Genomic DNA, 26609 nt, shown 5'->3' with positions numbered 1-26609 from the left:
GTCGAGTTCGGCGAATTCTCAGGTGCGGCGGCCTAGTTTCGCCACCGTGACACATCTGATCGACCTCATCGCCGCGGTTCCGCCCTGGCTGACCTATCTGCTGATCGGTCTGCTGGCCTTCGGGGAGGCGGCCGCGTTCGTCGGGCTCGTCCTGCCCGGCGAGACCGCGCTGATCGTCGGCGGCGTGCTGGCCGCGACCGGGCACATCAGCCTGCCGGTCCTGCTGGTCCTGGCCGTGCTGGCCGCGGTCGCCGGTGACTCGGTCGGGTACGAGATCGGCCGGCACGGCGGTCCGGCGATCATGTCGAGCCGGGCCGGCCGGTTCGTCGGTGCCAAGCGCTGGGCGGCCGCCGAGGCGTTCACCCGCCGGCACGGTGGCTGGTCGGTGTTCCTCGGCCGCTGGGTCGGGCTGGCCCGGGCGCTGACGCCGGCGCTGGCCGGGATGACGCGGATGCCGTACCGGAAATTCCTGCTCTTCAACGCGACCGGCGGGATCCTGTGGTCGGTCGCGGTGGTGCTCGCCGGCTACTTCGCCGGCGCCTCCTGGCCACACGTCTCGGCGCTGCTCGGCAACGTCACCTACGTCGTGGTCGCCGCCGTGCTCATCCTGCTGGCCGTCAAATATCGGAAGAGGCTTTCCCCGTACGTCCGTCCGGTGCTCGCCGCGGCCGCGCTGACCGCCGTACTGGCGGCCGGCGCGGCCCCGATCGTCGTCCCGCGCTGGCCCGCGGAGACCTCAGAGGTCGCGCAGCCGGGAAGCGTCGACCCGGCCGGTCCAGCGGGCTGACGCGGCCGCGGTGACGACGGCTGTGCCGATCACGGCGGCGACGGTCAGCCCGACGACCGTCCACGGCACGATCGGATGCTGCGGCGCCGGGTCGAAGATGCCGTTGAGCACCTTGATCAGCTGCCACGCCACGAGCCCGCCGGTCACCAGCCCGCCGGCGACGCCCAGGGTGATCAGCCACCGCGCCTCGGTCCAGAGGAAACCGGCCCGTTGCCGCGCGGTGGCGCCGAGCACGGCGAGGGCGGTGGTCGCCCGCCGGCGCTGGGTCGCGCCGACCACGAGCACCAGGCCCGCGCCCGCCCCGGCCAGCAGCAGCCCGAACGTCAGGCTCAACCGGGCCAGGCCCGACAGGCTGCCCGCGGCCAGCCCGGACGCCGACGTCACGGCCACCCGCGGCGCGGTGATGTCGTTGACCTGGGCGCCGGTCGGCGGGTGGAGGGCGGCCGCGACCCGGCGCGGATCGTCCGTGCGGACCAGCAGCGTCTCGACCGACGGGCGGCCGGTGGTCTCGGCCAGGTACGACCGGTTGGCCACCACGAAGCTGTCGCGGGGTGCGGTGGCGAACTCCGTGATGACGCCGACGACGTGGAACGCGACGGCGGCGTAGGAGCCTTTCGCCGTACGGAGTCGCAATTGGACTTTGTCCCCAGGATGCAGCTGATAGTCGTGCAGCGTCTCCTGCGACAGCAGCACACCGTCGCGGGTGGTGGCCAGTTTCCGCATCACCGCGTCGATCGAGCTGCCCGGCGTGAAGGCGTCCTCGAGCGGGGCGGCCCGGCCGATCGTGGCCGCGTCGACGCCGTACAGGTCCTGGAGGTCGGGTCCGACGTACACCAGGCGGTGGCTCACCTGCTCCACCGCGGTCACCCCGGGCACCGCGGCCAGTCCGGGGTCGAGCGTGTCGCCGCTGTCGGCCGGCAGGGTCATCGCGACGTCGGAGCCGACGGTCAGCGCGGTGTCGACGCGGGCCTGCCGGTCGTACGTGGTGGTGAAGACGGCGGCCGACACGGTGACCGCGACGGCGACGGCGAGACCGGTGGCACCGCGGGCGATGACGCGACGACGACGCCGTACGACGTCGTGCCGCAGGTCGGCCATCCGACCGGCCGGATCGGCGGTGGGGCGGCGTCCGCGACGGTTCAGCACCAGCGCCGAGATCCGCCAGATGAGCAGGGCCAGGCCGGGCCACAGCAGGGCCGGGGCCAGCAGGGCGGCGTAGTTGACCGACGCCACCGGGATGCCCTCGGGCACCACCACGACCTGGTAACCGCCGCGCGCGGTCAGCCAGAACACGACGGCCGAACCGCACAGCAGGATCACGTCGAGGCCGAGCCGCAGCGGGAGCGGGGAGCGGACCGGCGGCAGCGCGGTCGCCGCATCCTGGACCGTGGGCGAGCCGCCACGCAACAGGCGGGCCACCGGGGCCAGTTCGGTCAGCAACGCCAGCAGCATTCCGGCCGCGACGCCACCGGCGAGCCAGGGCAACGAGACGGTCCCGGCCGCGCGGGCCAGGACGGCACCGACGATCGTGCCGAGCAGCCCGTCGATCAGGGCCACCGCGCCCAGCAGCACGGCCGCGCGCCGGGGCGTCACCCCGCGCAGCCGCAGCAACGCCAGGTCGCGGCGCTGCCGGTCGTTGCGCAGCGAGATGAGCAGCAGGGCGATGGCCGCGGCCAGCACCAGCCCGGGCACGCCGAGCAGCAGGACCAGCAGCCGTGCGTAGATGGCGTCCTCGCGGGCCGCGGACAGGGCCACCTCGAGGTTGTCGCCGATCAGCGCGCCCCCGGCGACCTGGGCCACCAGGTGGTTGGCCTGGCGGGTGACCAGGTCGGCGGCCTTCGCGGGTTCGCTCGGCAGGGCCCGGTGATCGAGCCGGACGTGGAACTGCCGGACGATCGTGGCCGTGCCGGCCAGCGCGCGGAACTGCTGCGGGGCGACCAGCAGGACGTTGTCCGGGGGCGCGCTCGCACCGGATCCGGCGGGCGCGCCGACGACCTGGAAGAAGGAGTCGGCGGCGGACATCTCGACCACGCCGGTCAGGGTGACGTGCCGGCCGGTGCCGACCACGGTGACGGTGGAACCGGGGGCCGCGGCCAGGTTGGCCGCCGTCTGCTGCTGCACCATGGCGCCGGTGGGGGAGCCGACCAGCGTCCGGAGCTCGCCGCGGGCGAACGTCGCGTAGTCCGCGGGCAGCGCGACCACGTAGGCCGCCCCGGTGGTGCGGGTCTGGCCGTCCGGCGACACCGCGGTCAGGCCGGGGACCTTGGCGTAATCGACTTCCCGGAAACCCTGGACACCGGGGACGGAGGCCAGCGCCGTACGGGAAATGGTGGGATCGCTGCCCGGGGTGACCTGGACCTGCCAGTCGACCGGGACCCGGGCGGCGGCCCGCTCGGTGAGCCGGGCGCCGGTGCGGGCGGTGAACGAGCCCAGCGAGATCAGGAAGGCCACGGACAGGGCGACGGCCAGCGCCGCGGTGACCGTCTCGGCGGGACGTCGCCGCACCGCTTCCAGCACATACCGCAGTGTCATTCCACGAGTTCCTTGTCGTCGAGGGCGACCGTCAGCCGCCGGGGGAACCGCGCGGCGACCTCGGGATCGTGGGTGGCCACGACGACGGTGGCGTCGCGGCTCAGCAGAAGGTCGACGACACGGGCGCCGGTGGCCCGGTCGAGCGCGCCGGTGGGTTCGTCGGCCAGCAGCAGGGGCGGGTCGACGGCGAGCGCGCGGGCCAGGGCGACCCGCTGCTGCATGCCGCCGGACAGTTCGGCGGGCAGGGCGTCCTCGACACCGTCGAGACCGAGCGCGCGCAGTTCCTCGCGGGCCCGTTCGTCGGCCGCATCCGGGGCCACGCCACGGATCCGCAGGCCGAGCGCGGCGTTCTGCCGGGCCGACAGTTCCGGGACGAGGGACGGCGCCTGCGGCACGTAGACCGCGGGCACCTTCCGTTCGATCGAGCCGCCGGTGGGCGCGATCAGCCCGGCCAGCATCAGCAGCAGGCTGGTCTTCCCCGATCCCGACCGGCCGGTGAGCGCGAACCGGTCACCCTCGGCCAGCTCGATCGAGAAACCTTCGAGCACAAGCCTTTTCCCGTACGCGAGCTTGAGGTCCGCAGCCGCAAGAAGAGCTCCTGGACTCATGCGATGCGCCCGTCGACGAGGTGCACGACGCGATCGGCACGGTCGGCTACCACGGCCGAATGGGTGACGATCACGGTCGCGCCGGCCGGTGGGCGCCAGCGGTCGAGCAGGTCGAGCACGGTGTGTTCCTCGTCCGTGCTGACCTCGGCCGTCGGTTCGTCGGCGAGCAGCACGCTCGGCGACCCGGCGAGCGCCACGGCCAGCCCGGCCCGCGCGGTCTCCCCACCGGAGAGGGTGCGCGGCGCCGACCCGCGCACGGCGCTCAGGCCCAATGCCTCGATCAGCTCGTCGCCGCGGACGCCGCTCGCCCGGCTCAGTGACTCGGCGAACCGGACGTTCTCCCGCACGGTCAGGTGGGCGAAGAGCGCGCTGCCCTGGGTCAGCACGCCGATGTGCCGGGCCCGGAGGCGGGCGGCGGCCGCGGGCGTACGGTGGCTCAGCCGTTCACCGGCCACCCGCACCACGCCGCCGTCCGGGTCGTCCAGGCCGGCCAGCAGATTGAGCAGCGTGGACTTGCCGGATCCGGAGGGTCCGGTCACCGCCACCATCTCGCCCGGGTGGCAGGTCAGCGTGACGTCGAGCAGGGCCGGCACCTCGGTGTCGCCGCGGCGGAAGAAGCGGTGCAGCCCGTGCGCGTCCAGCGGCGGCGTCACAGCAGCCTCAGACTGGTGATCATCGTGCGGTACGCGTCGACGTTGTCCGCGCCGACCGGGCCGTAGAGCTCGACGATCACCTCGCGACCGCCCGAGACGAGCTCGTAGCGCTCGACCTCGTCGCGGTACTGGCGGCCGGTCACCTGGTCGGGGGCGGAATTGCGGCGGTAGACGATCTTCACGCCCGAACCGCCGGGCACCGTCGCGGGCTTGACGCTGCGCAGCTCGAACGCGGCCTGGGTGCGTTGCAGGGCGGGCACGGCGGTCTTCTCGGTGTCGCTGACCGTCGGCGCCGTGGTGGCCGGGCCGGTCATCGCCTGGACGCCGTTGAGCTTGTCGGTGAACGTGACCGTGCCCGACTGGGTCCGCTCGGCCCAGCCCTCGGGGTGGGTGAACCGGTAGCGCCCGGTCGTGTTGGTGTAGGCCACGAAGGCGACGTTGTCGGGGATGTCGCCCGGCGGATTCGACTCGGCCGGGACCGCCTTCTGCTGAGCCGGCGCCGCCGACTCCCCGGCGGACGCGGACGCCGTTGCACTTGTTGTCGTGGTTGCGGGCGGCGGGCTCGGCGTGACGCCGGTCGAACCGCATCCGGCGAGCAGCAGGACCGCCGCCGGCAGGATCATGCGTCGTCTCATGGGCCGGACGCTAGAGAGGGACCGGCCAGCAGCCCGCCAACGCCGGGTTAAGCGGGCGTTTGCCTTGCCCGGCCTACCGTTCGAGCATGAGTATGCGCCGTCGGGTGCGCAACGCGATCGTGCTGGTCGCGGTGCTGGCCCTGATGTTGTTCGGAGTTCCGCTGGCCGTCGTGCTCGATCGGCTGGCGACCAGTCAGGCGCTGACCACGTTGCAGCGCGACGCGACCCGCGGGGTGGCCGCGGTGCCCGACAACGTGCTCGAGGCCGGTTCCCGCGTACGCGTTCCGGCCGGCAGCCGCGGCATCCGGATCGCGGTCTACGACGCCCGGGGCGGCCTGGTCGCCGGCGCCGGTCCCGACCAGTCGGCGCTGGCCGCCCGGGTGACCGACGGCCGGGAGCACGACGGCCGCGACGGCGGCGATCTGAGCGTCGTTGTGCCGGTGCTGTCCGACACCACCATCGCCGGCAGCGTCCGCGCGGCGGTCCCGCTGGCCCGGCTGCGCGCCGCGACGTATCGGATGTGGGCCCTGCTGGCCGGTCTGGCCGGGCTGGTGCTGGGCATCGCCGTCCTGCTGGCCCGGCGGTCCGCCCGCCGCATCGCCGAACCGTTCGAGCGGCTCACGGTGGCCGCGCGCGGGCTGGGCGACGACCGCTACGACGTCGAGCTGCCGCGTTCGGGCATCGCCGAGGCCGACGCGGCCGGGGACGCGCTGCGCGACAGCGCCCGCGAGGTCGACCTGCTGCTGCGACAGGAGCGCGATTTCGTGCGGCACGCCTCGCACCAGTTGCGGACGCCGCTGTCCGGGGTGCTGCTGGCCCTCGACCGCCCGGCCCCGGACGTGCCGGCCGCGCTGGCCCGGGCCCGCGACCTGGAGACCACGATCGCCGACCTGCTGTCGTTGCGGTCGCGGACGGCGGGCTCGTGCGACCCGGGTGACATCGCGGCCGAGGCGGTGCGGCGCTGGACCACCCCGCAGCGCCCGATCGAGCTGCGCCGGGACGACACCGGTGACGTCGCGATCGCCGAACCCGCGTTGCGGCAGAGCCTGGACGTGCTGCTGGACAACGCCGTGCGGCACGGGGCGGGGGCCGTAACGGTGACTGTCGAGCCGTACGGGGAAACGGTTTTGATCGAAGTGGCCGACCGCGGTGCCGGCTTCACCGCCTCGGCCACGCCCGGGACCGGGCTGCGGCTGGCCGAGGGTATCGTGGAGCGGGCCGGCGGCTCGATCGTGATCCGGCAGCGGGCGCCCTATCCGCGGGTGGCGCTGCTGGTACCCGCCGCTCAGCCCGGCTCCCAGTCCGGCCCTCACTCCGGCCTTCAGCCCGGCTCTCAGTCCGGCTCTCAGTCCGGCTCGAACCGGTAGCCGAAACCGCGCAGCGTGGCGATCCGGTCCCACCGGTCACCGGCGTCGGCCAGCTTGCGCCGCAGGTTGGCCACGTGCACGTCGAGGGTCTTGGTCGAGCCCGACCAGAACTCGTCCCACACCTGCTCCATCAGGAACTCGCGCCGCACCGCCGAACCGGCCGAGGCCATCAGCACGGCCAGCAGTTCGTGCTCCTTGGGCCGCAGACCGACCTCGGCCTCGCCCACCCAGGCCCGGCGGGAGCGCTGGTCCAGACGGATCGGACCGGCCCGCAGCTCGGGCGGTCCCGAGTCGGCGCGGCGGCGCAGGTGGGCCCGCACCCGGGCGAGCAGCTCGACCGGCCGGAACGGTTTGGTCACGAAGTCGTCGCCGCCACCGTCGAGGGCCCGTACGGCGTCGGCCTCGTCGGTGCGGGCGGTCACCACCACGACCACGACGTCGGCGTCCCGCTCGCGGACGGCGGCGCACAGGGCCAGCCCGTCCTCGTCGGGCAGGCCGAGGTCGAGCAGGATCAGATCCGGCACGGCCTCGGCCAGCGCCGCCCGGGCCCGCGCTCCGGTGCGGGCCCAGCGCACCTCGTGACCGTCCGCGGCCAGCACGCCGACCAGCCCCGCGCCGACGCTCGCGTCGTCCTCCACCACCAGCACCCTGGTCCTGCTCATCGCCGCAGGCTAGGTCGCGGCTCCTGAGAAACCGTTGAACGTCACAGCAGCGTGGTGATGACCTCGCCGTCCGGGTCGTTGAGCACGTCGGCCACGCCGCAGAAGCGCCACTTCTTGTCGGTGCCCAGGATCAGGGTGATCTTCAGCGCGGTCGGCGGCAACTGGGCCTGGTCGGACAGCACGACCGTCTTGGTCGCGGTCTTGCGGTCCAGCACCTGCTCGGCCGGCCGCGAGGCCTGGATGTCGACGGTGACCTGCGAGCCGGCCACGGCCGGGGTGGAGCTGACCGGGCCGGAGACGGAGGAGAGCACGGGGGCGCTCGTCTTCATGTAGGCACCCTGGTCGACCAGCGACTGCAGCGAGCCGATCAGGGCATTGGCGCTGGCGCAGCCGGGCTCGGTGATGGTCGTGGCCAGGGCCGGGTTCGGGTTGGCCTCGAGCCACTGCCCGTACGCGATCATCGACCCGATCACCTTGGGCCAGGCGGTGCCGGTGTTGGTCAGGGCCGGGGCGCCGCTGCTGGGCTTGGCCGGCGTGGCCGCGGCCGTGGTCCACGCGGCTGGGTGGGCCTTCGCCGGCTGGGCCGCCGGGGTGCTGGTGGTGGCCACCGCACAACCGGCCAGGCCGGCCAGGGCGGCGGCACCGGCCGTCGTCAGCACGATGAGGCGTCTGATCATTTCGACTCGCTCCGGTGGTCGGCATCGGGAGTGTCGCGAGCCAGAATCGGCGGTCCCCGTGACGGGTTGAGGTTTCCGCCGTTACCACGGGTGACCATTACCTACATGTTGTAGGAGTAACTGTGAAAAAGTTGCCCGAAATCACTGTCGCCTTCTGGATCATGAAAATCGCCGCCACCACCCTGGGCGAGACGGCCGGAGACCTGTTCGCCCAGACGCTGAAGCTGGGCTACTTCCTGACCACCGTGGCGCTGCTGGCCATCTTCGTCGTCACCCTCGTCGTCCAGTTGCGGTCACGGCACTACAACCCGTTCTTCTACTGGACCGTCATCCTGACCACCAGCACGGCCGGCACCACCGTCTCCGACTTCATGAACCGGGACGCCAGCGGCGAATACCTCCCGGCCGGCACCACCTCGCTCGGCTGGGGCCCGCAGGGTCTGGGCCTCGGCTATCCGGCCGGCGCTACGATCCTCGTCTCGCTGCTGCTCGCCGTCTTCGCGGTGTGGAAGCTCAGCGGGCTGCCGTTCGCCCTGAACGACATCGACACCTTCCGGGGCGAGGTGCTGTTCTGGGTGGCGATCCTGGTCTCCAACACGCTGGGCACCTCGATGGGTGACTTCCTGTCGGACAGCTCCGGTCTCGGCTACGCCGGCGGCGCGGCCCTGATCGCCGGTCTGCTGGCCGTGCTGCTGGCCCTGAAATACGTGCCGTCGGTGCCGAACGTCCTCCTCTTCTGGGTGGCGTTCGTGCTCACCCGGCCGCTTGGCGCCACCGCGGGCGACTTCCTGACCAAGCCGATCGCCAAGGGCGGCCTGGCGCTGGGCACGCTCGGCTCGTCGGTCGTCCTGCTGGTCGTGCTGGTGGCCTTCATGGCGGTTACGGCCCGGCGGCAGCATGCTCTTCAGCATTCCTTCAGGCACGCGTTGCGACGCTGATTGCCCCGGTTGCGCCCGGTACCGCTATTGCCGCGGCGGCACCGGGCGGCCAGGCGGGGCGGCCGCAACGAACTACCTCTCGGCCCGGCCGCCCCGCTCTGCGCCGACCAGCGCGGCCGCCTCGCCGCTCTGCGCCACGCGGTGCGGTCGCTTTACTCTGCGTCACGCGGCGCGGGTCGCTTTGCTCTGCGCCGCGCGGCGTGGGTTGCTTTGCTCTGCGTCACGCTGCGCGGGTCGCCTTGCTCTGCGCCGGTCGCCTCGCTCTGCGCCGGCCGGCTCGGCCGCCCGCCTTGTGAGCGCGATCCCGGTCAGCCCGGCGGAAAAGTCGGGTGGTGACCAGGGTTCGGGCGTGCCGATCAGCCTGGCCCGGGACGTGGGTGGTGACCACGGCTCGGCCGTGCCGGTCAGTCCGGCGGTATGCGGGTGGCGAGCGCTATCCCGGTCAGCCGCAGACCGACCGACGTCCCCAGCTCCGGAACCAGGTGGGCCGCGCATCGGGCGGTGACCTCATTCTCGCCGTTCCGAAGGCGGATCAGGCCGTCGTGGCCCCGGAAGTCGGTGCCGGTGACGGTGGCGCGCGCCGGCGCGGCCTCGTCCACAGTGATCTGCTCGGGCCGGACGAGCACGAAACCCGCACCGAAGGCAGTCTGCGGCAGGGGCAGCGGGCCCAGCGCGGTCGACGCATGATCCCCGAGCAGCTTGGCCGGAATTTCGCAGACCTCCCCGGTGAAGGCGGCGATCGCGGCGTCGGCCGGCCGCAGATAGAGGTCGGCCGGTTCACCCACCTGGGCGATCGCGCCGTCCCGCAGCACCGCCACCCGAGTGGCCAGCGACATCGCTTCCGGCAGGTCGTGCGTGACCAGGATCGTCGTCGTCGACGTGGCGGCCAGAGCGGCGGTCACCGCCAGCCGGGTGCTCACCCGGATCGCCGGGTCGAGCGCCGAGAACGGCTCGTCCAGCAACACAGCGTCGGGTCGCGGAGCCAGCGCCCGGGCCAGCGCGACGCGTTGCTGTTCCCCACCCGACAACTCATGCGGATAACGGTCCGCCAACCCAACGTCCAAACCGACAAGCTCGAGCATTTCCCGTACGCCGTCCCGCGCGCGCCGCCGCCTCCACGGCAGACCGAAAGCGACGTTCCCGGTCACCGTCAGATGCGGGAACAGGCTGCCCTCCTGGGTCACGTAGCCGACCCGGCGGCGTTCCGGCGGCAGCGCCAGCGCCGGTCGCCCGCCGACGGTGATCGTCCCGCGGTCCGGCCGGTCGAAGCCCGCGATCAATCGCAGCAGCGTGGTCTTGCCCCCACCGGACCGGCCGATCACCGCGGTGAGCTCCCCGTGCGGCACGCTCAGATCGAGTCCGTCCAGCACCCGAACGCCCGCGTGGGCCTTGCCGAGCCCGGTCACCTCTACGCCGCTCGCTCGCGCCGCGCCGCCGCCATCGCCGGCCGCACCGCTCGCTCGCGCCACCGGCCGCGGGTCCGCGCTGCTCATGCGCGGCGGACCAGGAGCCAGGCGGCCGGGGCCGAGATCAGGATCATCAGCAGCGCGTACGGGGCGGCGGCGCCGTAGTTGATTTCGCTTGTGGCGTTCCAGAACTGGGTGGCCAGCGTGCGCGTGCCGATCGGTGCCAGCAGCAGCGTCGAGGTCAGCTCGGTCACCACGGCCAGGAAGACCAGCACGAAGCCGGCGCCGAGGCCCCTGGCGATCAGCGGCAGGCCGACGCGCAGCAGCACCGCGTGTGGCCGCACCCCGAGCGAACGCCCGACGTCGTCCAGCTCCGGCGGCGCCTGCTGCAAGGCGGCCCGCAGGCTGACCATGGCCCGGGGCAGGAACAGCAGCCCGTACGCCGTGAGCAGCATCGCGGTGCTCTGATACAGCGCGGGCAGCCAGCGGATCCCGGCCGTGATCAGGGCCAGCGCCACCACGATGCCGGGCAGGGAGTTTCCCACGTACGTGCTGCGTTCGATCACCGTGCTCAGGCGCCCGCGTCGCCGCACCACGAGCCAGGCCACCGGCAGGGCCAGCGCCGTGGTCACGGCCGCGCCGCCGAGCGCCAGCATCAGCGTCGTGCCGGTTGCGCTCAGCAGCGGCCCGGCCGGGAAGGCGGCCGACGTGCTGGTCAGCAGCCAGTGCACCAGGGTGCCGATCGGGACCCCGAGGGCCGCGAGCGGCAGCAGAGCCAGGGCGACCACCCAGAGCGGACGGGCCGGCAGCGGGTGCCGTCGTGGGGGACGGGCGGTGCCTGAGCCCGTACGGGAAAGGCGGGTTTGCCGGTTGAAAGCCAGCTCGCCGCCGAGCAGCAGCAGGCAGAGCAGCACCAGGACGGCGGCCAGGGCGGTGGCGGCCGAACCGTCGAAGGTGGACTGGTACTGGTCGTAGATGGCCGTGGTGAAGGTGTCGTAGCGCAGCGACTGCAGGGCCCCGAACTCGGCCAGCAGGTGCAGCCCGACCAGCAGGCCGCCGCCCAGCACGGCGGGGCGGAGCTGGGGGAGGGTGACGCGGACGAACGTACGGGAAATGGTGTGTCCCAAGGATCTTGCGATCTCCTCGTGGGCCGGGTCGCCGCCGCGCAGCACTGCGGCCACGGGCAGATAGACCAGCGGGTAGTAGGAGAGCGTGGTGACCGTGAGCGCGGCGCCCAGGCCGGAGAAGGACGGTCGGAGCGAGAACCAGCCGAAGCTGTTGACGAAGGCGGGCACGGCCAGCGGCGCGATCAGCAGGGCGGTCCACAGCGGGCGGCCGGGCAGGTCGGTCCGCTCGACCAACCAGGCGGCCGCCGTTCCGATCAGCACGCAGGCGGCGACGCCGAGCACGACCAGCACCACCGTGTTGGTGAGGAGTTCGCCGACGCGCGGCCGGAGGACCAGCGACGCGGTGTCGCCACCGGCCTCGATCAGGCCGGTGGCGACGTAGGCGAGCGGGAGCAGGGCCAGCAGGCCGACCGCGACGGCGGCGGCCCGCTGGGTTCCGGCGAACCAGGTCACAGCAGGCCGACCCGCTGCATCTCCGTGACGATCCTGGGCCCGTTGAGGGCGTTGTTGTCGACCTTGGGGGCGTTGAGTTCGGCCAGGGGAGTCAGTGCCTTGTTGGCGGCGACGCCTTTGCCGACCGAGTACTCCAGTGCCTTGCTGTCGGAGAGCAGCTTCTGGCCCTCGGCGCCGGTCATGTAGGCGAGGAACTGCTGGGCCTCGGCCGTGTGCTTGCTCGATTTGAGCACCCCGCCGCCGGAGACGCTGACGAACGCGCCGGCATCCTGGTTGCCGAAATACTTGAGCTTGGTCTTCGAGCTGTTGGCGCCGCCGTCGGCCTGATCGCCGTACCAGTAGTAGTGGTAGATGACGCCGCCCGGCACCTCGCCCGCGTTGGCCGCCTTCATGATGGTGCTGTTGCCGCGGAAGACCTTCGCGTTGGCCTTGACGCCCTCGAGCCACTTGGCGCCCTCGGCGTCGCCCTTGAGCGCGTAGACGGCGCTGACGATGGCCTGGAAGTCGGCCCCGCTCGGCGAGATACCGAATTTGCCCTTCCAGGCCGGCTGGGCCAGGTCGAGGATCGACTTCGGCAGCTGGGCCTCGGGCACGAGCGTGGTGTTGTAGACGAAGACGGTCGAGCGGGCGGCGACGCCGACCCAGTCGCCCTTGCTCGACGAGTACTCGGCGGGCACCTGGTCCTTGGTGGCCGCGTCGACCGGGGCGAACAGGTCCTTGCTGGAGACCAGCGACATGGCCGGCGAGTTCTCGGTGATGAACACGTCGGCCGGGGAGGCGGCGCCCTCGGCCACCAGCTGGTTGGCCAGCTCGAAGTCGCTGCCGTTGCGGACCTCGACCTTGATGCCGGTCTTGGCGGCGAACGCGTCGGCCCAGGCCTGGCCGACCTCCTCGTGCTGGGCGTTGTAGAGCACCAGCGACGCCTTTTCGGCCGATGCCGTGGTGCCGGCCGGTTCGTCACCGGATCCACAGGCGGCGAGAAGGGTGGTCGCGGCCAGGGCGGTCAGGAAGATGCGGGCGTTTTGCGGTTTCACGAGCGAAGGTTAGGCTGGCCTTACTTCCGATCAGGTGCCCAAATTTGGGGGTGGACGATGCGCCGGCCGGTGCTGCTGGTCGACGACCACCGGGTTCTCGCCGACTCGCTGGCGCTGAGCCTCGATCTGCAGCCGGACCTGTGCTGCGCCGCCGTCGCCCACACCGCGCGCGACGGCCTGTCGATGGCGGCGGCTATCCCGTACGCGGTGGCGGTGGTCGATCTGCAACTGCCCGACGCCGACGGGCTCGACGTCGTCGCCCGGCTGCACGAGGCCCGCCCGGCCGCCCCGATCGTCGTGCTCACCGCCCACCCCAAGGCCGACCTGGCCCAGCGCGCGCTGGCGGCGGGCGCGGCCGCGTTCCTCGGCAAGGATCTGGGACTGGCCGACATCCTGGCCGCGATCCGGTCGGCCGACCCGGCCCGCCCGCAGGTGCAGCCCGGACTGCGCCCGTCGCCGGTCGCGCTCACCCATCGTGAGCTCGACGTGCTCCGGCAACTCAGTCAGGGCCGCGACGCCAGCCGGACCGCTTCGACGCTCGGCATCTCGCTGAACACCGCCCGCGGGCACATCAAATCGGTGCTGGCCAAGCTGGGTGTGCAGACCCAGCTCGACGCCGTGGTGGCGGCCGAGCGGCTCGGGCTGATCACCGTGGGATCGCGGTACTGACCGGTGCGCGCCGTCCTCGTCCGCAGCCTGAGTGTCGCCGTCGCGCTTGCTCTGCTGATGAGCGTCACCGTCTGGCGGCTGGCCGACCGTGACGCGGGCCGGTTCGCCGAACAGCTCGCCCGGCGGGTGGCGACCGCGCTGCTGGTGCCGATGGCGGCGCAGAGCTTCCAGCAGCCCGGCGGCTTCGACCGGGCGGTTCTGCTGGATCGCCTGCAGCCGTTCCTGGCCGGTGGCGTGGTCGAACGGGTCAAGGTCCTGGCCGTACGGGGTGACCGGGCGACCGTCGTCTTCTCCGATGAACCGCGCGCCGAAGGTCTCGCGGAAGGCCTTGGCCGCCCGTCGGTGGCCGGGGTGCCGCGCGACGCGAGTCATCGCTACGAGCGGTCGCTGGCGGGGTCGGCCAAGGAGGTGTTCTTCCCGTTCCGGGATGCGCACGGCCAGGCGAGCCGGCTCGAGCTGTACGTGCCGGTCGACACCGCGCGCCCCACGATCGTCGTCGTGCTGGCCGTGCTGCTGGCCGGGCTGATCGTGCCACTGATCCACACCCGGTCCCGGCGTCCCGCGTTCCCGGCCGGTGAGCTCGCCCGCCGCGACCTGGCCCGGCACCTGCACGACGGCGTCATCCCCGAGCTGGCCGGCGCCCGCATGCTGGTCGACAACCTGCGCGACGCGGGCGACGCCGACCTCGCCCGGGCCGGCGTGACCCGCGGTGAGCTGGCCGACCGCCTGCACACCGTGCTCAGCAGCGAGATCGGGCAGTTACGGACGCTGCTGACCGAGCTGGTCCCGCCCGAGCCGGTCGGCGTCCACCTGCCTTCGGCGGTCGACGGCCTGGTCGACCGCCTGCGGCCGGCCTCCGCCCTGGTGATCACGACATCCGTGCCGGTGCTGCCCGGCCTGCCCGCCGCGGTCGCCCCGGTGCTGCTCAGCGTGGCCGGCGAGCTGCTCCGCAACGCGATCCGGCATGCCTCGGCAACCGCGGTCCACATCGCCGTCACGGCCGCCGCCGGGCGCATCCGGCTGACCGTGGCCGACGACGGGATCGGCTTCGACCCGCACGCACCCGTGCCGGCCGGGCACGTCGGCCTGCGCCTGGTGCGCGACCTGCTCCGCGAGCACGGCGGAGTCCTGGCTGTTGCCCCCTCTTCCGGCGCCGGCGCGACATTGACGGCGACCTGGGTCATGCCTAGACCTACACGTTGTAGTATTTTGCCGGGACGACTCCAGCTCTGCGGGAGGAACTCTTGGCTGAAAATGCGGGCGACCCGAGCCAGCTCGTCGGCATGTACCTGCGGATCATCCTCGAGTGCGAGGAAGAGGGCCTGCTGCCGCTGAGCGCCCGCATCGTCGAACGGCTGGGCCGCCGCGCACCCACGGTCCACAAGACCATCTACCGCATGCAGGAACACCGCCTGATCACCATCGACGAGCGTCGCCACCTGCTCCTGACCCGCACCGGCCGGCGGCAGGCGGTCGCCGTGATGCGCCGCCACCGCCTGGCCGAGCTGCTGCTGGTCGACATCCTCGGCGTCCCCTACGAGCAGGCCCACCCGGAAGCGGACCGGCTGCAGCACGCCCTCAGCGACCACGTCGAGCAGGTGATCTTCCGCAAGCTGGGCTATCCGATCCGCTCGCCCTACGGCAACCCGATCCCCGGCCTGACGGCGATCGGCGGCCCTCCGGCCCCGCGGCGCCGGCCGCGGAGCGAGATCGCGCTGACGTCCGCCACCCCGGGCGGCACCTTCGTCGTCGACCGCCTGGGCGAGTGGGTCCAGACCCTCTTGCTGGCCGAGCTGACCGCCGCCGGTGTAGTTCCGGGCCGAGTCGTAACCATCACCCACGAGCCGAACGCCGTCATCGTCAGCGGCGTCTGTGTCCCGGAGCCGCTGGCCCACGGCATCATCGTCACGGCCGACCCCGACCCTGACCGCCGCTGAAAGGCGGCCGACCCCGGCGGTGTGGCGGTGGGTCGGGCTGGATCGGCACGCGCCGGGCGGAGAGACGGCAAAGTCGCGCCGGCGCGGTGAGGTGGAGCGGATAGCGTCGTCGGCATGACTAAGGAAACACATCGTTCGGTCGAGCTCGAGCGGTCCGGCAGCGGGCGGTTCGTGGTGCGTAACGTCCGGGGTGGGGAGATGCCGCTGGGCTCCGGCGAGGACGACGCCTTCACGCCGGTCGAGTTGCTGCTCGCGGCCATCGGTGGGTGCACCGGCATCGACGTCGATCTGGTCACCGGCCGGCGGGCCGAGCCGGTGCGGTTCGTCGTGCGGGTCAGCGGCGAGAAGATCAAGGACGATGCGGGCGAGAACCGGATGGACGATCTGCGGGTCGAGTTCGACGTCGCCTTTCCCGACGGGCCCGACGGCGACCGGGCGCGTGCGGCCCTGCCCCGCATCATGCAGCAGTCGCACGAGCGGCTCTGCACTGTCTCCCGCACGGTCGAGCACGCCAGCCCGATCACCGTCTCCCGCGTGAGGGAGGACGGCGATCGGGCGGCGTGAGGCCCGTCAGCGGGCGTACGCCTCGAACTCGTAGATGCGCGCCGCCCCACCCGTGTTCTGTTGCGGGGTGAGGACGTTGAGGCGCAGGTAGCGTCCGCTCGTGCCGGCCGGAGCGGCGTGTGTCGACACGTTGGCGGTGTTGCCGCGCGCCTGCACGACCGTGGTCCACGCCGTGCCGTCGGGCGAGACCTGGATGTCGAAGTCGCGCGTGTTCCACGTGGCCGTCTCGCCACCGGCGGCCGCGTGGCGCACCGTGAACGAGCCGATCGCGGTGGTGGCGCCCAGGTCGACCTGCAGATACTTCGTGGCCGCGGTCGAGCACCACTTGTCGGCGACGCTGCCGTTGACGGCGAGCGGCGGCGTCTCGTTCGCGTTGCACGCGGTCGACCCGGTGGCCGGCTTGCCGAGCGCCACATTGGACGAAACTGTGTCGAACGAGGGCGGCGCGTCCGTTCCCCACGAGGGGTTGGCCGTGCCGCTCAACGTGAACGCCAGCGAACCGCCGCCGGCGACAAAGGACTCCGGCAGCCAGGCCCGGTTGGTCGCCGCACCGTTGACCGACAGGCTTTGCACGTACGGGGAACTGGTCGCGCCCGGAGCCGAAAGGGAGAGTGTGGGCCCGTTGCCGCGCTTGATCGTCACCGACGGGAACAGCGGGCTCGACACCAGCAGCTCGGCCCGGCCGGGGGTCAGCGGTTGCAGGCCCATGGCCGACCAGACGTACCAGGCCGACATGGCGCCCAGGTCGTCCTGCCCGGGAATGCCGGTCGGGGTGGGCGCCCACAACGTGTTCAGCACCTGCCGGACGGTCTGCTGAGTCTTGTCGGCCCGCCCGGCGTAGTTGTAGAACCACGGCGTCCAGATCGACGGCTCGTTGTCCAGGGCCGACTTGGTGCCGCCGGCGTTGCGCAGCGCCCAGGTGCCGTCGCTGTTGTGGAAGAACGAGTCGAGCCGGCTGATCGCGGTGGCGTTGCCACCCATGCGGTCGAACAGGCCGCGGACGTTGTGCGGCACCATCCACGTGTATTGGGCGGCGCTGCCCTCGGCGAACCCGCTGCTGCTGGCGGGATCGAAGGACGGCCATGTCCCGTTGGCGTTGCGGTTCTGGATGTAGCCGGCGTTGAACACGTTTTTCCAGTACTGCGCCCGCTCGCCGAACTGCTGGGCCGTGCTCGCGTTGCCGAGGCGCTGGGCCAGCTGCGACAGGCCGAAGTCGGCGATCGAGTCCTCGAGGGTCTCGCCCGCGCCACCCCACGCGTTGCCGTCGGCCGGGATGTAGTGCAGCGACAGCCACTTGTCGAGCGACGGGCGTTCGCCGACCACCATGACGTTCCAGCCGTCGCGGCTCAGGTCGGCCGCGGTGACGGTGGTGGCGGCGCGGACCATCGAGGTGAGGGCGGCCGACGCGTTGAAGCCGGTGCCACCGAACGCGTAGATGCTGGGCAGCGCGGCGTGGGCCGGGTCGCCGGTCATCACGTGGGTGCCGCCCTGGTTGTGGGTCCAGCGGTCCCAGACGCCGTTGTTCTGGTCGGCCTGGTTGAGCAGCGACTGCGCGATGTCGGCGCCGACGTCGGGCCGTAGCAGCGTCACCAGTTGCAGCTGTCCGCGATAGACGTCCCAGCCCGAGAAGTTGGCGTACTGCGCCTTCTGCCCGCTCGTCAGGGTGTGCACCTGCTGGTCCATGCCCATGTACTGGCCGTTGACGTCGTTGAAGACGTTCGGGTGCAGCAGTGAGTGGTAGAGCGCGGAGTAGAACGTCTGCGTCTGCGCGGTCGTGCCGCCGTTCACGTCGATGCGGCCGAGCTCGGTGTTCCACGCGTCGGTGGCCCGCTGGCGGATCGTGTCGAACGTGGTCCCGGCCGGGTTCTCGGCGGTCAGGTTGGCCTGGGCGTTCGATGCGCTCACGTACGAGATGCCGACGCGCGCGTTGACGGTGGCGCCGCCGCTCGTGTCGAAGGTGACGTAGCCGCCGGAACCCTTGCCCGCGACCGGCCAGCCGTCGGTGCCGTAGGTCGTGCCGCCGCTGCTGCTGGTCCCGCCCGCCGTGACCGTGCTGTCCTGCCAGGTGCCGGTGGAGGCGAACGGCTTGTCGAACACGGCCGTGAAGTAGAGCGTGTAGTAGCTGCGCCGGGCCACGGTGTTGATGTAGCCGCAGAAGTTGCCGCTGGTCACCGAGCCGCTGATCGTCCGGGTGGCCGCGTTGATGCTGAGCTGGGCGGCGCTGCTGCCGACCTCCGAGTTGGACGTGCGCACCAGCATCGAGGCGGTCTGCCCGGCCGGATAGGTGAAACGACCGGCCCCCGTACGCGTCGACGTGGTGAGCTCGGTGTTCACGCCCGAGTCGAGCTTGACCTGGTAGTAGCCGGCTTTCGCGGTCTCGTTGGCGTGGCTGAACGTACTGGCGTAGACGGCGTCGGTCCGGTCGGCCGAGGGGGAGGAGGACACCGTTCCCGCGTACGGGAAGAAGGGAATGTCACCCGATCCACCCGCGCAGCCCGTGCCCGACATGTGGGTGAGGCTGAACCCGCGGATCTTGGTGGTGTTGTAGCCGTAGCCACCGGGGCGCACGGTCCGGGTCTGGTTCCCGGCGGTGTTCTCGGGACTCCACTGCATCATCCCGTACGGGGTGACAGCGCCCGGAAAGGTCTCACCGCCCTGCGTGCCGACGAGCGTGTTGACCGAGTCGGCGGGATTGGTCACGGCGAGCGCGGGGGAGGCGGATGCTACCGGCACGAGGACAGTAGCGGCCAGAACGGCGGCGGACACGAGCGCGCGGCGGCGAGGCCGGCTCGGTGCCTGGGGGTGGCGGGGTCGGGACATGGATCCCTCACTCTCGGCGAGCGGGTCGGCCCGGGGAAAGGCCGATGACATCGTTGTCAGTGGATTCTTGACGTAGACGATTGTCAATACCTGCGGTCGCGTCTGCCCCTTCGAGCACGCGAGCCGAGATCCTCTAGCCGGAACGCTGTCCGTCAGTTGTGCGATGGCGCGGTGCGAGCCGGTCGGTCATTCTGAGGGCATGGATTGAGGGGGTCATGGTGCGCCAGCTGCTTCTCGACCGGGTCACTCCTTATCGCTCGGCGGTCCTGGTCCTGTTGGGCGTACCGCTCCCGGCCGCCGCCGTCCTGGCGATCGACGGCCGCCCAGGAGTGTCCGTGCTGCTCGTGGTCGCAGCCGCTTACCTCCTCGGCGCCGCCGGCTGGTACGTCTCGGATCAGCTGCGTCACGCCCGGCCGGCCGCACCGTCCAATCTGCCGCCGCCACCCACCTCGATGGTCGGCCGGGAGGACGATGTCGACCGGCTCTGTGATTACTTGACCGGGGACGAGCACGATGGGCGCTGGGACGGCCGTCGCCGGATCGCGCTGGTGTCCGGAGAAGCCGGCGTCGGCAAGACCGCCTTCGCGCTCTATGTGGCGCACCGGGTGGCGCAGCAGTTCCCCGGTGGGGAGCTGTTCGCCCAGTTCGACCCGGACATGGCGCTCGAGAAGTCAGTTCGAACAGTGCGGCGAAGATTCGTGCATGCCCTGGCTGGCCCGGATCGGATGGTGCCGCCCAAGCCGGCCCGGCAGGAGGCGTTGTACCGGCGGCTGGCCCGGCGGCTCTCGGCCCGGCGGCGGCTGCTCGTGGTCTTCGATGACGTCAGCAGCGCCGACCTGGTCCTGCCCCTGCTCCCGGACACATCCTGGTGTTCCGTCCTGATCACCGCGCGGGCCCCGCTGCCCGAGCTGGAGACCTTCGACATCCCCTTGGCGGAGCTCGAACCGGAGCCTGCCGTCCGCATGCTGAGCGGGATCATCGGGGCCGAACGGGTGGAACGGGAAAGGGACACGGCGCTGTTGATCGTCTCGGCCGCGGCCGGTCATCCGCTGGCGATCCAGTTGGTCGGCATGGCCCTGGCGGCCCGGCCGAACACACGTCTCTGGGCGGCGCTGGGCCGGATGCGGCAGGGCGGAACCTTCGATGCCGCCCTCAACGTCAGCTACGCCATGCTGGCCAGTCCGGAGCAGGAGGCGCTCACCCGGCTCGGGTACATCCGGAACCGCCAGTTCGAGCCCTGGGAACTGGCCGCGGTGCTCGGCGGCGAGGAGTCGGAGGCCTGGCTGCTGTGCGACCGGCTGACGGATGCCGGCCTGCTCGAGCGCTTCACCCGCGATGCGGCCGGCGTGCAGTTGTACCGCATCCTCGAGCACGTGCAGGGTTATGCCCGCCAGCTGGCGGACCGGCGGGGCCCAGCGCCGGAGGGAGAGGCGGAGCGCGCTCTGCAGGCGAGCCGGGACCGGCGGATGTCGTCGCCGATCGCCGACGACCTCTTCGAGGTGATCCAGGGGCGTGTGCACCAGGGGGAGCTGGCGGCCGCCTTCGACGCGACCCGTCATGTCATCTCGCACGCCCGCGATCTGCGCGACACCGCCGCCGAGGCCGAGGCCACGGCGATGCTGGCCGAACTCCACAGTGAGCTGGGCGGTCTCGACGAGGTCGACGACCTGCTGAGACTGCCGATGCGAAGTGGTCACCCGCGGTCGATGATCCGGGCCTGGCGGATCGACGCCTGGCGCCACCGCCGGCTGCGGCACCTCGGCCGGGCCCGCCGGTCCCTGCGGGAGGCCCGCCGGCTCCTGGACGGAACACCCGACCGGATCGAGAGCATCCGGACGCTACGCGAGGCGGCCCTGGTCGAATCGATCAGCTCGCACGCGTCGCGCGGACACCCGCTGCTCGACCGGGCGGATCAGCTGTGCCGAACCGAGCCGCGGCAGCGGGCCGGCCTCGCCTACGCCCGGGGCCGGGTCCTGCTCGCCGAGCGCCGGAATCAGCAGGCCGAACACTGCCTGGCGGTCGCCGCGGCCGAGGCCGCCGAGCTGGGGCAATCGCTGTGGGTGGGGTGGCTGAACTATCAGCGTTCGATCACCGCCCGACACGACGGGCGGTACACCGACGCGCTGGACCTGGCTCTGTCCGCCCTGGGGCACTTCGACGAGATGAGCCATCGCTACGGGCGGGCCCACTGTCGGCAGGAGGCCGGCAAGACGCTGACCCGGCAGGGTTATCACGACGGGGCGGCGCTGTTTCTCAGTGAGGCTCTGGAGACCTTCCACAGTTGCGGCGACCCCTGGGCCGAGGCCGGCGCCGCGGAGGAACTCGCCCGGGTGCAGGAACTACGCCACGAGGACGACCATGCCGTAGACCTCCTCCGGTCGGCCCGGCGAATGTACGCGTCGATCGGTGCGGACTGGGGAGCCATGCGGGTCCGGCGCCGCCTGAACCGTCTGCAACGGCGCCCCGATCCCGTCGCGGCGGCCACCTCATGAGAGGGCGGATCGCGGTGGTGATCGCGCTGGTGGCGGCGGCCGGGCTGACGCTGGCTCGGGCCGGAGCCGGAACCTTCGGTGCCGTTCTGCTGCTGACCGTGGCGGCCGCTGTCGCGGGCGTGATCCTCGCCGAACGGGCCCTGCATTGGCAGCCCGGGCACGGGCTGATCGGCGCCGAGCCGATGCGCCTGCCCACGTTCCGGGGTCGTACCGACGACCTGGAGGACCTCCGGGCCCAGTTGCGCGCGCTCAGCCAGCCGGAAGCGTCCAACGGCGCGATCATCCTGGCTATCCACGGCATGCCCGGAGTCGGCAAGTCGGTGCTGGCCCAGGAGCTGGCGCGATCGATCGCGGACGACTTTCCGGACGGGCAGTTGTACGCCAACCTCGGCAAAGCCGGCAGCATTCGGGCCGAGAGCGACGTCCTGCTGCGCTTCCTCACCGTGCTGCGGCCGGGAGAGCGTCTGCCCCGGGCCACCGTGGAACGCTCGGCACGATTCCGGTCGCTGACCTCGAGCGCCCGGATACTGGTCATCCTCGACGCCGCCCGTGATCACGACCAGGTGTCGCGGTTGCTGCCCAGCGGCGCCAAGTGCGCGGTCATCGTCACCAGCCGCCGTGACCTCGGGCCGGCGCTGGGCGTGCGATCGCATCACCTCGGCCCGTTGAGCACGGTCGATGCGCTGGAGATGCTGTACGCGGTCAGCGATGAGCAGCCCTCGAACACGCAGGAACTCGCCGTGGACATCGTCGACCGTCTGGGCCGGCTGCCCCTGGCGATCGAGGCACTCGGCAATGTGATCGTGGAGACGAAGGCCCGCTCGCCGCAGAGAGCCGCGCAGTTGCGGGTTCCCGACCCGGAGGGCCGCGAGAGTGCGATCGTGCGCGAACGGATCGAGAGCGAGTACGCCCGGCTGACCAGCGTCGAGCGACTCTCCTTCCAGCTGCTGTCGCTCATCGAGGCCGACAGTTTTGTGCCCTGGGCGCTGGCGCCGCTGCTGGATCTCCGCGCCGACGACGAGCAGATCGAGACCGAGAAGATCGTCAGCCGCCTGGCCGAGCGGCAACTGCTCGAGCCGGCCGGGTCCGACCAGCTGACGGGCCTGGATCGCTACCGGTTCCACCCGCTGTTCCGGGCGTTCTCGGTCCATGCCCGGCAGGGCCGCGACCGCGAGGCTGACGCCGCCGCGATGGACCGGTTCGACGAGGCCTACCTCGAGATCATCGACCTGGTCCTGGTCGAGCACGAACCGGGATACCGTTCCGGCTTCCGCACCGGGGACCGCTCGTGGTTCCCGCGCGACTCCAGCCTGCCCAAGCTCATCGCGAATCTGTCCGATCGCTGGGTCCGGGCCGAATACCGCAATCTTCTGCGGTGCGTGCAGGCGGCTCACCGGCGCGGGCACTACGAGATGTGCTGGCGGATCGCCGCCCGATTGGGCGACTGCATGCCCGACGGGGTCGACCGCCGACAGGTTCTGGGCGTTCTGGATCTGGCGCTGGCGTCGGCCCGCGAGCATCGTGACGAGCGGGCTGTGGTGGCGGTGCAACTGGCCCGGGGCGGCTTCCTGACCCGCCTCGGCGGCTACCGACCGGATGCCGCGCAAAGCCCACTGCCGGGCTGGGCCGAAGGCTTCGCCGCGTTACGCGAAGCCGCCGTCACCGCGAACGGACTACGGTTGTGGCGGGCCCGTCGCCGGCCACCCGAGGGAGCCGAGGTGTTCTCCCCGCAGTCCGCCGAGGCCGAGGTCCGGCGTCGCCGAGGTGAGGCCTACCTGCGTCTGGGCGCCTACCGCTCGGCCGCCTGGGAGCTCGATCGCGCGGGGCTGCTGGCGGCCGACGGTGCTGATCGGAGGCTGCAGCGCGTGGTGGCCCTGATGCGTGCGCCCATACTGCCGACCGAGGAGAACCTGGATCCCGGCGAGGCGGACGAGGACAACGAACTGGCCTACTGGCTCGGGCTGGCCCTGGCCGACCGGGCCCGCCGCGAAGGCCGGTGGAAGGCCGCCGTCGACCATCTGTGGTCGACCCGGCGGCGCTTCGCCGACGACGCGTCGCGGTCGGCCTGGCTGCTGCGGCGCGTGGTGGAGACCAGGCTCGAACAGCTCACAGCCGAGCCGCCCCGGGATCCCGGCGGGTTGAGCCGCTGGGTGATGTTCCGGGCGGCCGAGACGGTGCATCGGTATCAGAGCATGCACGACTACGCCGGCGTGGCCCTGGCCCGGTGCCTGTTCACCCGCGCCCTGACCGTGGACGGACGGACCGACGAAGCGCGCGCACAGATCGACCAGGCGGAAGCACAGTGCGACAGCCTCGAACAGCTCCTGGCCCACGACCTGTCACCGGTCCGGGCATCACTGTGGCGGGCCCGGGGAGAGTTGGAGGTGGCGTGCGGGCAAGTCGGTGCCGGCCGCGGCCGACTGCTGGCCGCCGCGCAGGTCTATCGCGTACACGGTGACGACCAGGGGGAGCAGGGCACCCTGCGTTCGGCCGGGCTCAGCCCGGAGCCGGCCCTGGCCCGGACGACCGGTCCGGGGCGCCGGCCTTTGACACGGAACTTCCCCGCCGGTGGGCTGCACCCCGGAGCGCCGTTCGAGTTCGCCTGCGGCATCGGCTCCCCGTCCCTGAGCGTCGACCTGCCACCGCCGGGCGAGGAGTATCTCGACATCAAGCTCGTCTCGGTGGGGGCCGAGGTGACGCCGGCGGTGTGCACCGTCCGTCTGGACCCGTGGGCGCCGCTCGCCCCCCAGGTCTTCACCGTCGTACCCCGCCAGGCCGGGCCACTGCCGATGAAGGTGCTCGTCTTCGCGTCCGACACCGGCCGCCTTCTGCAGCAGTCCGACCTGGAGCTGCCGATCGACCCCGACAGCGCCGCCGTATGACCGGACCTGACTCCCGGGACGAGTTCATCGATGATCTGTTTGACCTGACCTCCGCCGATCCGCACGCGTGTGAGGTCCACAAACGAACAATCAAGATCCAGATGCGACGCGACGGTGCCGGATACCTGGTGCACGTCTGGGGTCCCGCGGTGGACCTCCACCTCCCCGGAAAGCTGGAGGCCCGGCTGCCCAGGGACCGGCCCGAGATCCGTGGCTGGATCAGCGATCTCTACCGGGTGTGGCAGCGCAGCCTGGTGACGTGGCAGGACCTGCAGGCCTGGACGCCCGGGTCGGTCTTCCAGTACCCGTTGGCCGACCAGGCCGACCTGAGCGGCACGGAGCTGGCCGGCCCGGTGGAGCGCATGTTCGACGATCTCGCCCGCGCCGGGCACCAACTGTTCGAGCACCTGTTCGACCACGACGGTGGTCTGCGCGAGATCGGCGATGTGCTGGCGGCCGCGTTGTACGAGGGTGGCCAGGTCATAGGCGCGATCGACGAGGATCTGGTGGTCCCGTGGTCGATGCTCTATGTCCCGCAGCAGTGGAACGAACCGCTGCCGGCCGGCGCGGTGGATCGGACGGCCTTTGTCGGCTATCGCAATCTGGTCGAGCATCGTTTCGACTTCGGCCCGGCCGTCGGCACCGGCATCCCGCTCGACGGACAGCTGGACGCGGGCGTCTACTTCGATGCCCGCCTCGACGAGCAGCGTGAGCAGCCACCCCGGGCGGCCCGGACGGTGGTGCAGCCGGTCATCGAGGAGCTGACCAAATATGGCACAGTGCATCCGGCCACCTCGGCCCGCGACATCGAGCTGCGGCTGCGCACCGACGGCGCCGACGACCAGCTGATCTACTTCTGCTGTCACTGCACGGAAGCCGACGACGATCGGCGGCTTACCCTGCACGTGGGCGACCGGGATGTGATCAGCAGCGGGGACGTCGACAGTTGGCTGCGGCGCCGCCGGCTGCGCAATCTGCCGCTGGTGCTGGTCAACTCCTGCCGTGGTGGCGAGACCGACCACCAGGTCGGCGGATACCTGAGCCGGGTGCTGCTCGAGCGTGGCGCCGGCTGCATGATCGGGCCGACGATCATCATTCCGGTCCGCTACGCCAGCCGGTTCGCGACCGAACTGCTGCCGCACCTGATCGAGACCCGCGAACCGGTCGGCGAGTCGATGCGGCAGCTGATCTCGCGGCACATCGACCAGTTGCACAATCCGCTCGGTCTGTCCTATGCCCTCTACAACGGCATCGACAGTCACTTCTGCGAGAGGAGTGAGCGCGTTGCCGACCCCGTTGCCGCGGGCTGACAACTTCGCCGCCTATACAACCGTGCGGCTGGACCGTCGTGGCGCCCTCCTGAACGGCCGGGATCCGGTGCCGCCGGCTCAGGTCGCCTCCTGGCTGGCCGGCCACCTGTCCGTTCCCGCGGCGATCACCGACATCGTGGTGTTCGTGCACGGCTGGCAGAACAGCCACCGGCGCGCATCCGCCTCGTCGCGCCGGCTGTTCGCTGGGCTCTGGTCCGGATACTCCCCGGACCGATATCCGCGGTTGTCGCCGTTCCGGCCGATGTTCGTATCGGTGCAGTGGCCGTCGCGCAGCGACCCGCTACCGGCCGGGTACAAGCGCATCCGTGATCGTGCGCACGCGATGACCACCACCGGGTACGCCGCCCACGTCATCGCCGCCCTGCTCGGCTATCTCGACGCGAGCCGCAACCGGCCACACGGTCCCGACACGCTGCGCACCTCCGGCGGGCAGTACCTGCACTGCGTCGGACACTCCTTCGGCTGCCGTTTCCTCGGCGAGGCCATCTCGTACGCGGCCGATCCGCCGGACGCGCCGACGCTGGGGTGGCCGTGGCATTCACGCGAGCCCTTCTCCGTGGACACCTTCCTCGGCCTGCAGATGGCGGCCCGTCCGGACATCTTCCAAGAGCAGTTCCGTGCTCTTGTTGACGGGACCGCGCCGATATCGGGACCGGTCGTGCTGACTGTCTCGCCGCACGACAAGGCGCTGGCCACGTGGCACCCGTTCACAGAGAAAGTCCGCGGCCTCGGAGCTGTGGGCGCAGACGGCGCCCCGACGGTTCCCCTGCGCGCAACCGCGGAGACTTATGCGTCGACCGATTTTCAGCGCCTGACGAATGTCGACGCGTCGTGGCGTTATGGCGGCCACTCCGACTTCTGGTACCCGGAGACCATCCACCTGATGCTGTCGCTGATGGAACTCGGCCGCTGAGCCTGCGTCGCCCATCCGCACCGCATTTTGCCTGTTCGGGCACGAGTGTTTACGCATCGACACGGCTCGATTACGATCGGGTTTCCCCGGCGTTCGCACATGAATCCCCACATTCGAACGCC

The 26609-nt window shown here is 71.6% G+C and carries 21 protein-coding genes; 11 read left to right on the top strand and 10 right to left on the bottom strand.

Annotation, left to right across the window (positions count from 1 at the left end):
* Positions 1 to 46 precede the first annotated feature (46 nt).
* Complete coding sequence (locus KOI35_RS31140) at positions 47 to 787, top strand: DedA family protein (RefSeq protein WP_215792231.1); 741 nt, start codon at positions 47 to 49, stop codon at positions 785 to 787.
* Here the strand turns inward: KOI35_RS31140 and KOI35_RS31135 are convergent.
* The 4 genes from KOI35_RS31135 to KOI35_RS31120 are packed head-to-tail and all read right to left on the bottom strand — an operon-like array spanning position 737 to position 5215.
* Positions 737 to 3319 carry an FtsX-like permease family protein gene (locus KOI35_RS31135; protein WP_215792230.1) on the bottom strand — a complete coding sequence of 861 codons (2583 nt, stop codon included), beginning with the start codon at positions 3317 to 3319 and terminating at the stop codon, positions 737 to 739. The genes KOI35_RS31140 and KOI35_RS31135 overlap by 51 nt on opposite strands.
* On the bottom strand, positions 3316 to 3927 hold the full coding sequence (locus KOI35_RS31130) for an ABC transporter ATP-binding protein (RefSeq protein WP_215792229.1): 612 nt from the start codon (positions 3925 to 3927) through the stop codon (positions 3316 to 3318). The genes KOI35_RS31135 and KOI35_RS31130 overlap by 4 nt, the downstream gene beginning before the upstream one ends.
* Positions 3924 to 4580: an ABC transporter ATP-binding protein gene (locus KOI35_RS31125; RefSeq protein WP_215792228.1), complete on the bottom strand. Its 657-nt coding sequence runs from the start codon at positions 4578 to 4580 to the stop codon at positions 3924 to 3926. Before KOI35_RS31125 ends, KOI35_RS31130 begins: the two co-directional genes overlap by 4 nt.
* On the bottom strand, positions 4577 to 5215 hold the full coding sequence (locus KOI35_RS31120; RefSeq protein WP_215792227.1) for a hypothetical protein: 639 nt from the start codon (positions 5213 to 5215) through the stop codon (positions 4577 to 4579). Before KOI35_RS31120 ends, KOI35_RS31125 begins: the two co-directional genes overlap by 4 nt.
* Positions 5216 to 5301: 86 nt before the next feature.
* Between KOI35_RS31120 and KOI35_RS31115 the strand changes: the two genes are divergently transcribed.
* Entirely contained in the window at positions 5302 to 6582 is a 1281-nt protein-coding gene (locus tag KOI35_RS31115) for a sensor histidine kinase (protein WP_215792226.1), read from the top strand.
* Here KOI35_RS31115 and KOI35_RS31110 read toward each other — a convergent pair.
* Both KOI35_RS31110 and KOI35_RS31105 read right to left on the bottom strand, forming a co-directional pair.
* Positions 6561 to 7244, bottom strand: a complete 684-nt coding sequence (locus KOI35_RS31110; RefSeq protein WP_215792225.1) for a response regulator transcription factor — start codon at positions 7242 to 7244, stop codon at positions 6561 to 6563. The two genes, KOI35_RS31115 and KOI35_RS31110, sit on opposite strands and share 22 nt — an antisense overlap.
* Positions 7245 to 7285: 41 nt before the next feature.
* Positions 7286 to 7921 carry a hypothetical protein gene (locus KOI35_RS31105; RefSeq protein ID WP_215792224.1) on the bottom strand — a complete coding sequence of 212 codons (636 nt, stop codon included), beginning with the start codon at positions 7919 to 7921 and terminating at the stop codon, positions 7286 to 7288.
* Positions 7922 to 8043: 122 nt separating this feature from the next.
* Here KOI35_RS31105 and KOI35_RS31100 point away from each other — a divergent pair, with 122 nt between their 5' ends.
* Complete coding sequence (locus KOI35_RS31100) at positions 8044 to 8859, top strand: COG4705 family protein (protein ID WP_308121227.1); 816 nt, start codon at positions 8044 to 8046, stop codon at positions 8857 to 8859.
* Positions 8860 to 9263: 404 nt separating this feature from the next.
* Here the strand turns inward: KOI35_RS31100 and KOI35_RS31095 are convergent, their stop codons facing one another.
* From KOI35_RS31095 to KOI35_RS31085, 3 genes are read right to left on the bottom strand one after another with little or no spacing between them, the layout of a single operon-like run.
* Positions 9264 to 10352 (bottom strand): ABC transporter ATP-binding protein, encoded by a 1089-nt coding sequence (locus tag KOI35_RS31095; protein WP_215792223.1) that lies wholly within the window; start codon positions 10350 to 10352, stop codon positions 9264 to 9266.
* Positions 10349 to 11845 (bottom strand): ABC transporter permease, encoded by a 1497-nt coding sequence (locus KOI35_RS31090; protein WP_215792222.1) that lies wholly within the window; start codon positions 11843 to 11845, stop codon positions 10349 to 10351. Before KOI35_RS31090 ends, KOI35_RS31095 begins: the two co-directional genes overlap by 4 nt.
* Complete coding sequence (locus KOI35_RS31085) at positions 11842 to 12879, bottom strand: iron ABC transporter substrate-binding protein (RefSeq protein WP_215792221.1); 1038 nt, start codon at positions 12877 to 12879, stop codon at positions 11842 to 11844. Before KOI35_RS31085 ends, KOI35_RS31090 begins: the two co-directional genes overlap by 4 nt.
* Positions 12880 to 12936: 57 nt before the next feature.
* On the opposite strand from KOI35_RS31085, the gene KOI35_RS31080 reads away from it, so the two are divergent.
* The 4 genes from KOI35_RS31080 to KOI35_RS31065 all read left to right on the top strand — a co-directional run bounded on the left by KOI35_RS31080 (position 12937) and on the right by KOI35_RS31065 (position 16049).
* Positions 12937 to 13548: a response regulator transcription factor gene (locus KOI35_RS31080; protein ID WP_215792220.1), complete on the top strand. Its 612-nt coding sequence runs from the start codon at positions 12937 to 12939 to the stop codon at positions 13546 to 13548.
* Positions 13549 to 13551: 3 nt separating this feature from the next.
* The gene (locus KOI35_RS48530; RefSeq protein WP_215792219.1) at positions 13552 to 14883 is read left to right on the top strand and encodes a sensor histidine kinase; all 1332 of its coding nucleotides are present in this window, start codon (positions 13552 to 13554) and stop codon (positions 14881 to 14883) included.
* Positions 14832 to 15485, top strand: a complete 654-nt coding sequence (locus KOI35_RS31070; protein ID WP_215792218.1) for a metal-dependent transcriptional regulator — start codon at positions 14832 to 14834, stop codon at positions 15483 to 15485. The genes KOI35_RS48530 and KOI35_RS31070 overlap by 52 nt, the downstream gene beginning before the upstream one ends.
* 114 nt (positions 15486 to 15599) lie before the next feature.
* Complete coding sequence (locus tag KOI35_RS31065; protein ID WP_215792217.1) at positions 15600 to 16049, top strand: OsmC family protein; 450 nt, start codon at positions 15600 to 15602, stop codon at positions 16047 to 16049.
* A 6-nt stretch (positions 16050 to 16055) separates the two neighbouring features.
* On the opposite strand, the gene KOI35_RS31060 is transcribed toward KOI35_RS31065, so the two are convergent.
* Positions 16056 to 18869: a GH92 family glycosyl hydrolase gene (locus KOI35_RS31060; protein ID WP_215792216.1), complete on the bottom strand. Its 2814-nt coding sequence runs from the start codon at positions 18867 to 18869 to the stop codon at positions 16056 to 16058.
* Positions 18870 to 19084: 215 nt separating this feature from the next.
* Between KOI35_RS31060 and KOI35_RS31055 the strand changes: the two genes are divergently transcribed.
* The 4 genes from KOI35_RS31055 (at position 19085) to KOI35_RS31040 (ending at position 26487) form a co-directional block, all read left to right on the top strand.
* Positions 19085 to 21361: an ATP-binding protein gene (locus KOI35_RS31055; protein WP_215792215.1), complete on the top strand. Its 2277-nt coding sequence runs from the start codon at positions 19085 to 19087 to the stop codon at positions 21359 to 21361.
* Positions 21358 to 24243 (top strand): NB-ARC domain-containing protein, encoded by a 2886-nt coding sequence (locus KOI35_RS31050; RefSeq protein WP_215792214.1) that lies wholly within the window; start codon positions 21358 to 21360, stop codon positions 24241 to 24243. Before KOI35_RS31055 ends, KOI35_RS31050 begins: the two co-directional genes overlap by 4 nt.
* Before the next feature lie 101 nt (positions 24244 to 24344).
* Positions 24345 to 25553 carry a hypothetical protein gene (locus tag KOI35_RS31045; RefSeq protein ID WP_215792213.1) on the top strand — a complete coding sequence of 403 codons (1209 nt, stop codon included), beginning with the start codon at positions 24345 to 24347 and terminating at the stop codon, positions 25551 to 25553.
* On the top strand, positions 25528 to 26487 hold the full coding sequence (locus KOI35_RS31040; RefSeq protein ID WP_215792212.1) for an alpha/beta hydrolase: 960 nt from the start codon (positions 25528 to 25530) through the stop codon (positions 26485 to 26487). Before KOI35_RS31045 ends, KOI35_RS31040 begins: the two co-directional genes overlap by 26 nt.
* Positions 26488 to 26609: the final 122 nt, after the last annotated feature.

The sequence above is a fragment of the Paractinoplanes bogorensis genome, from assembly GCF_018829635.1.
In the GTDB taxonomy this organism is placed as follows: domain Bacteria; phylum Actinomycetota; class Actinomycetes; order Mycobacteriales; family Micromonosporaceae; genus Actinoplanes; species Actinoplanes bogorensis.
Note: the sequence above shows the minus strand (reverse complement) of the source record. Positions and strands in the feature narration are given on the sequence as shown.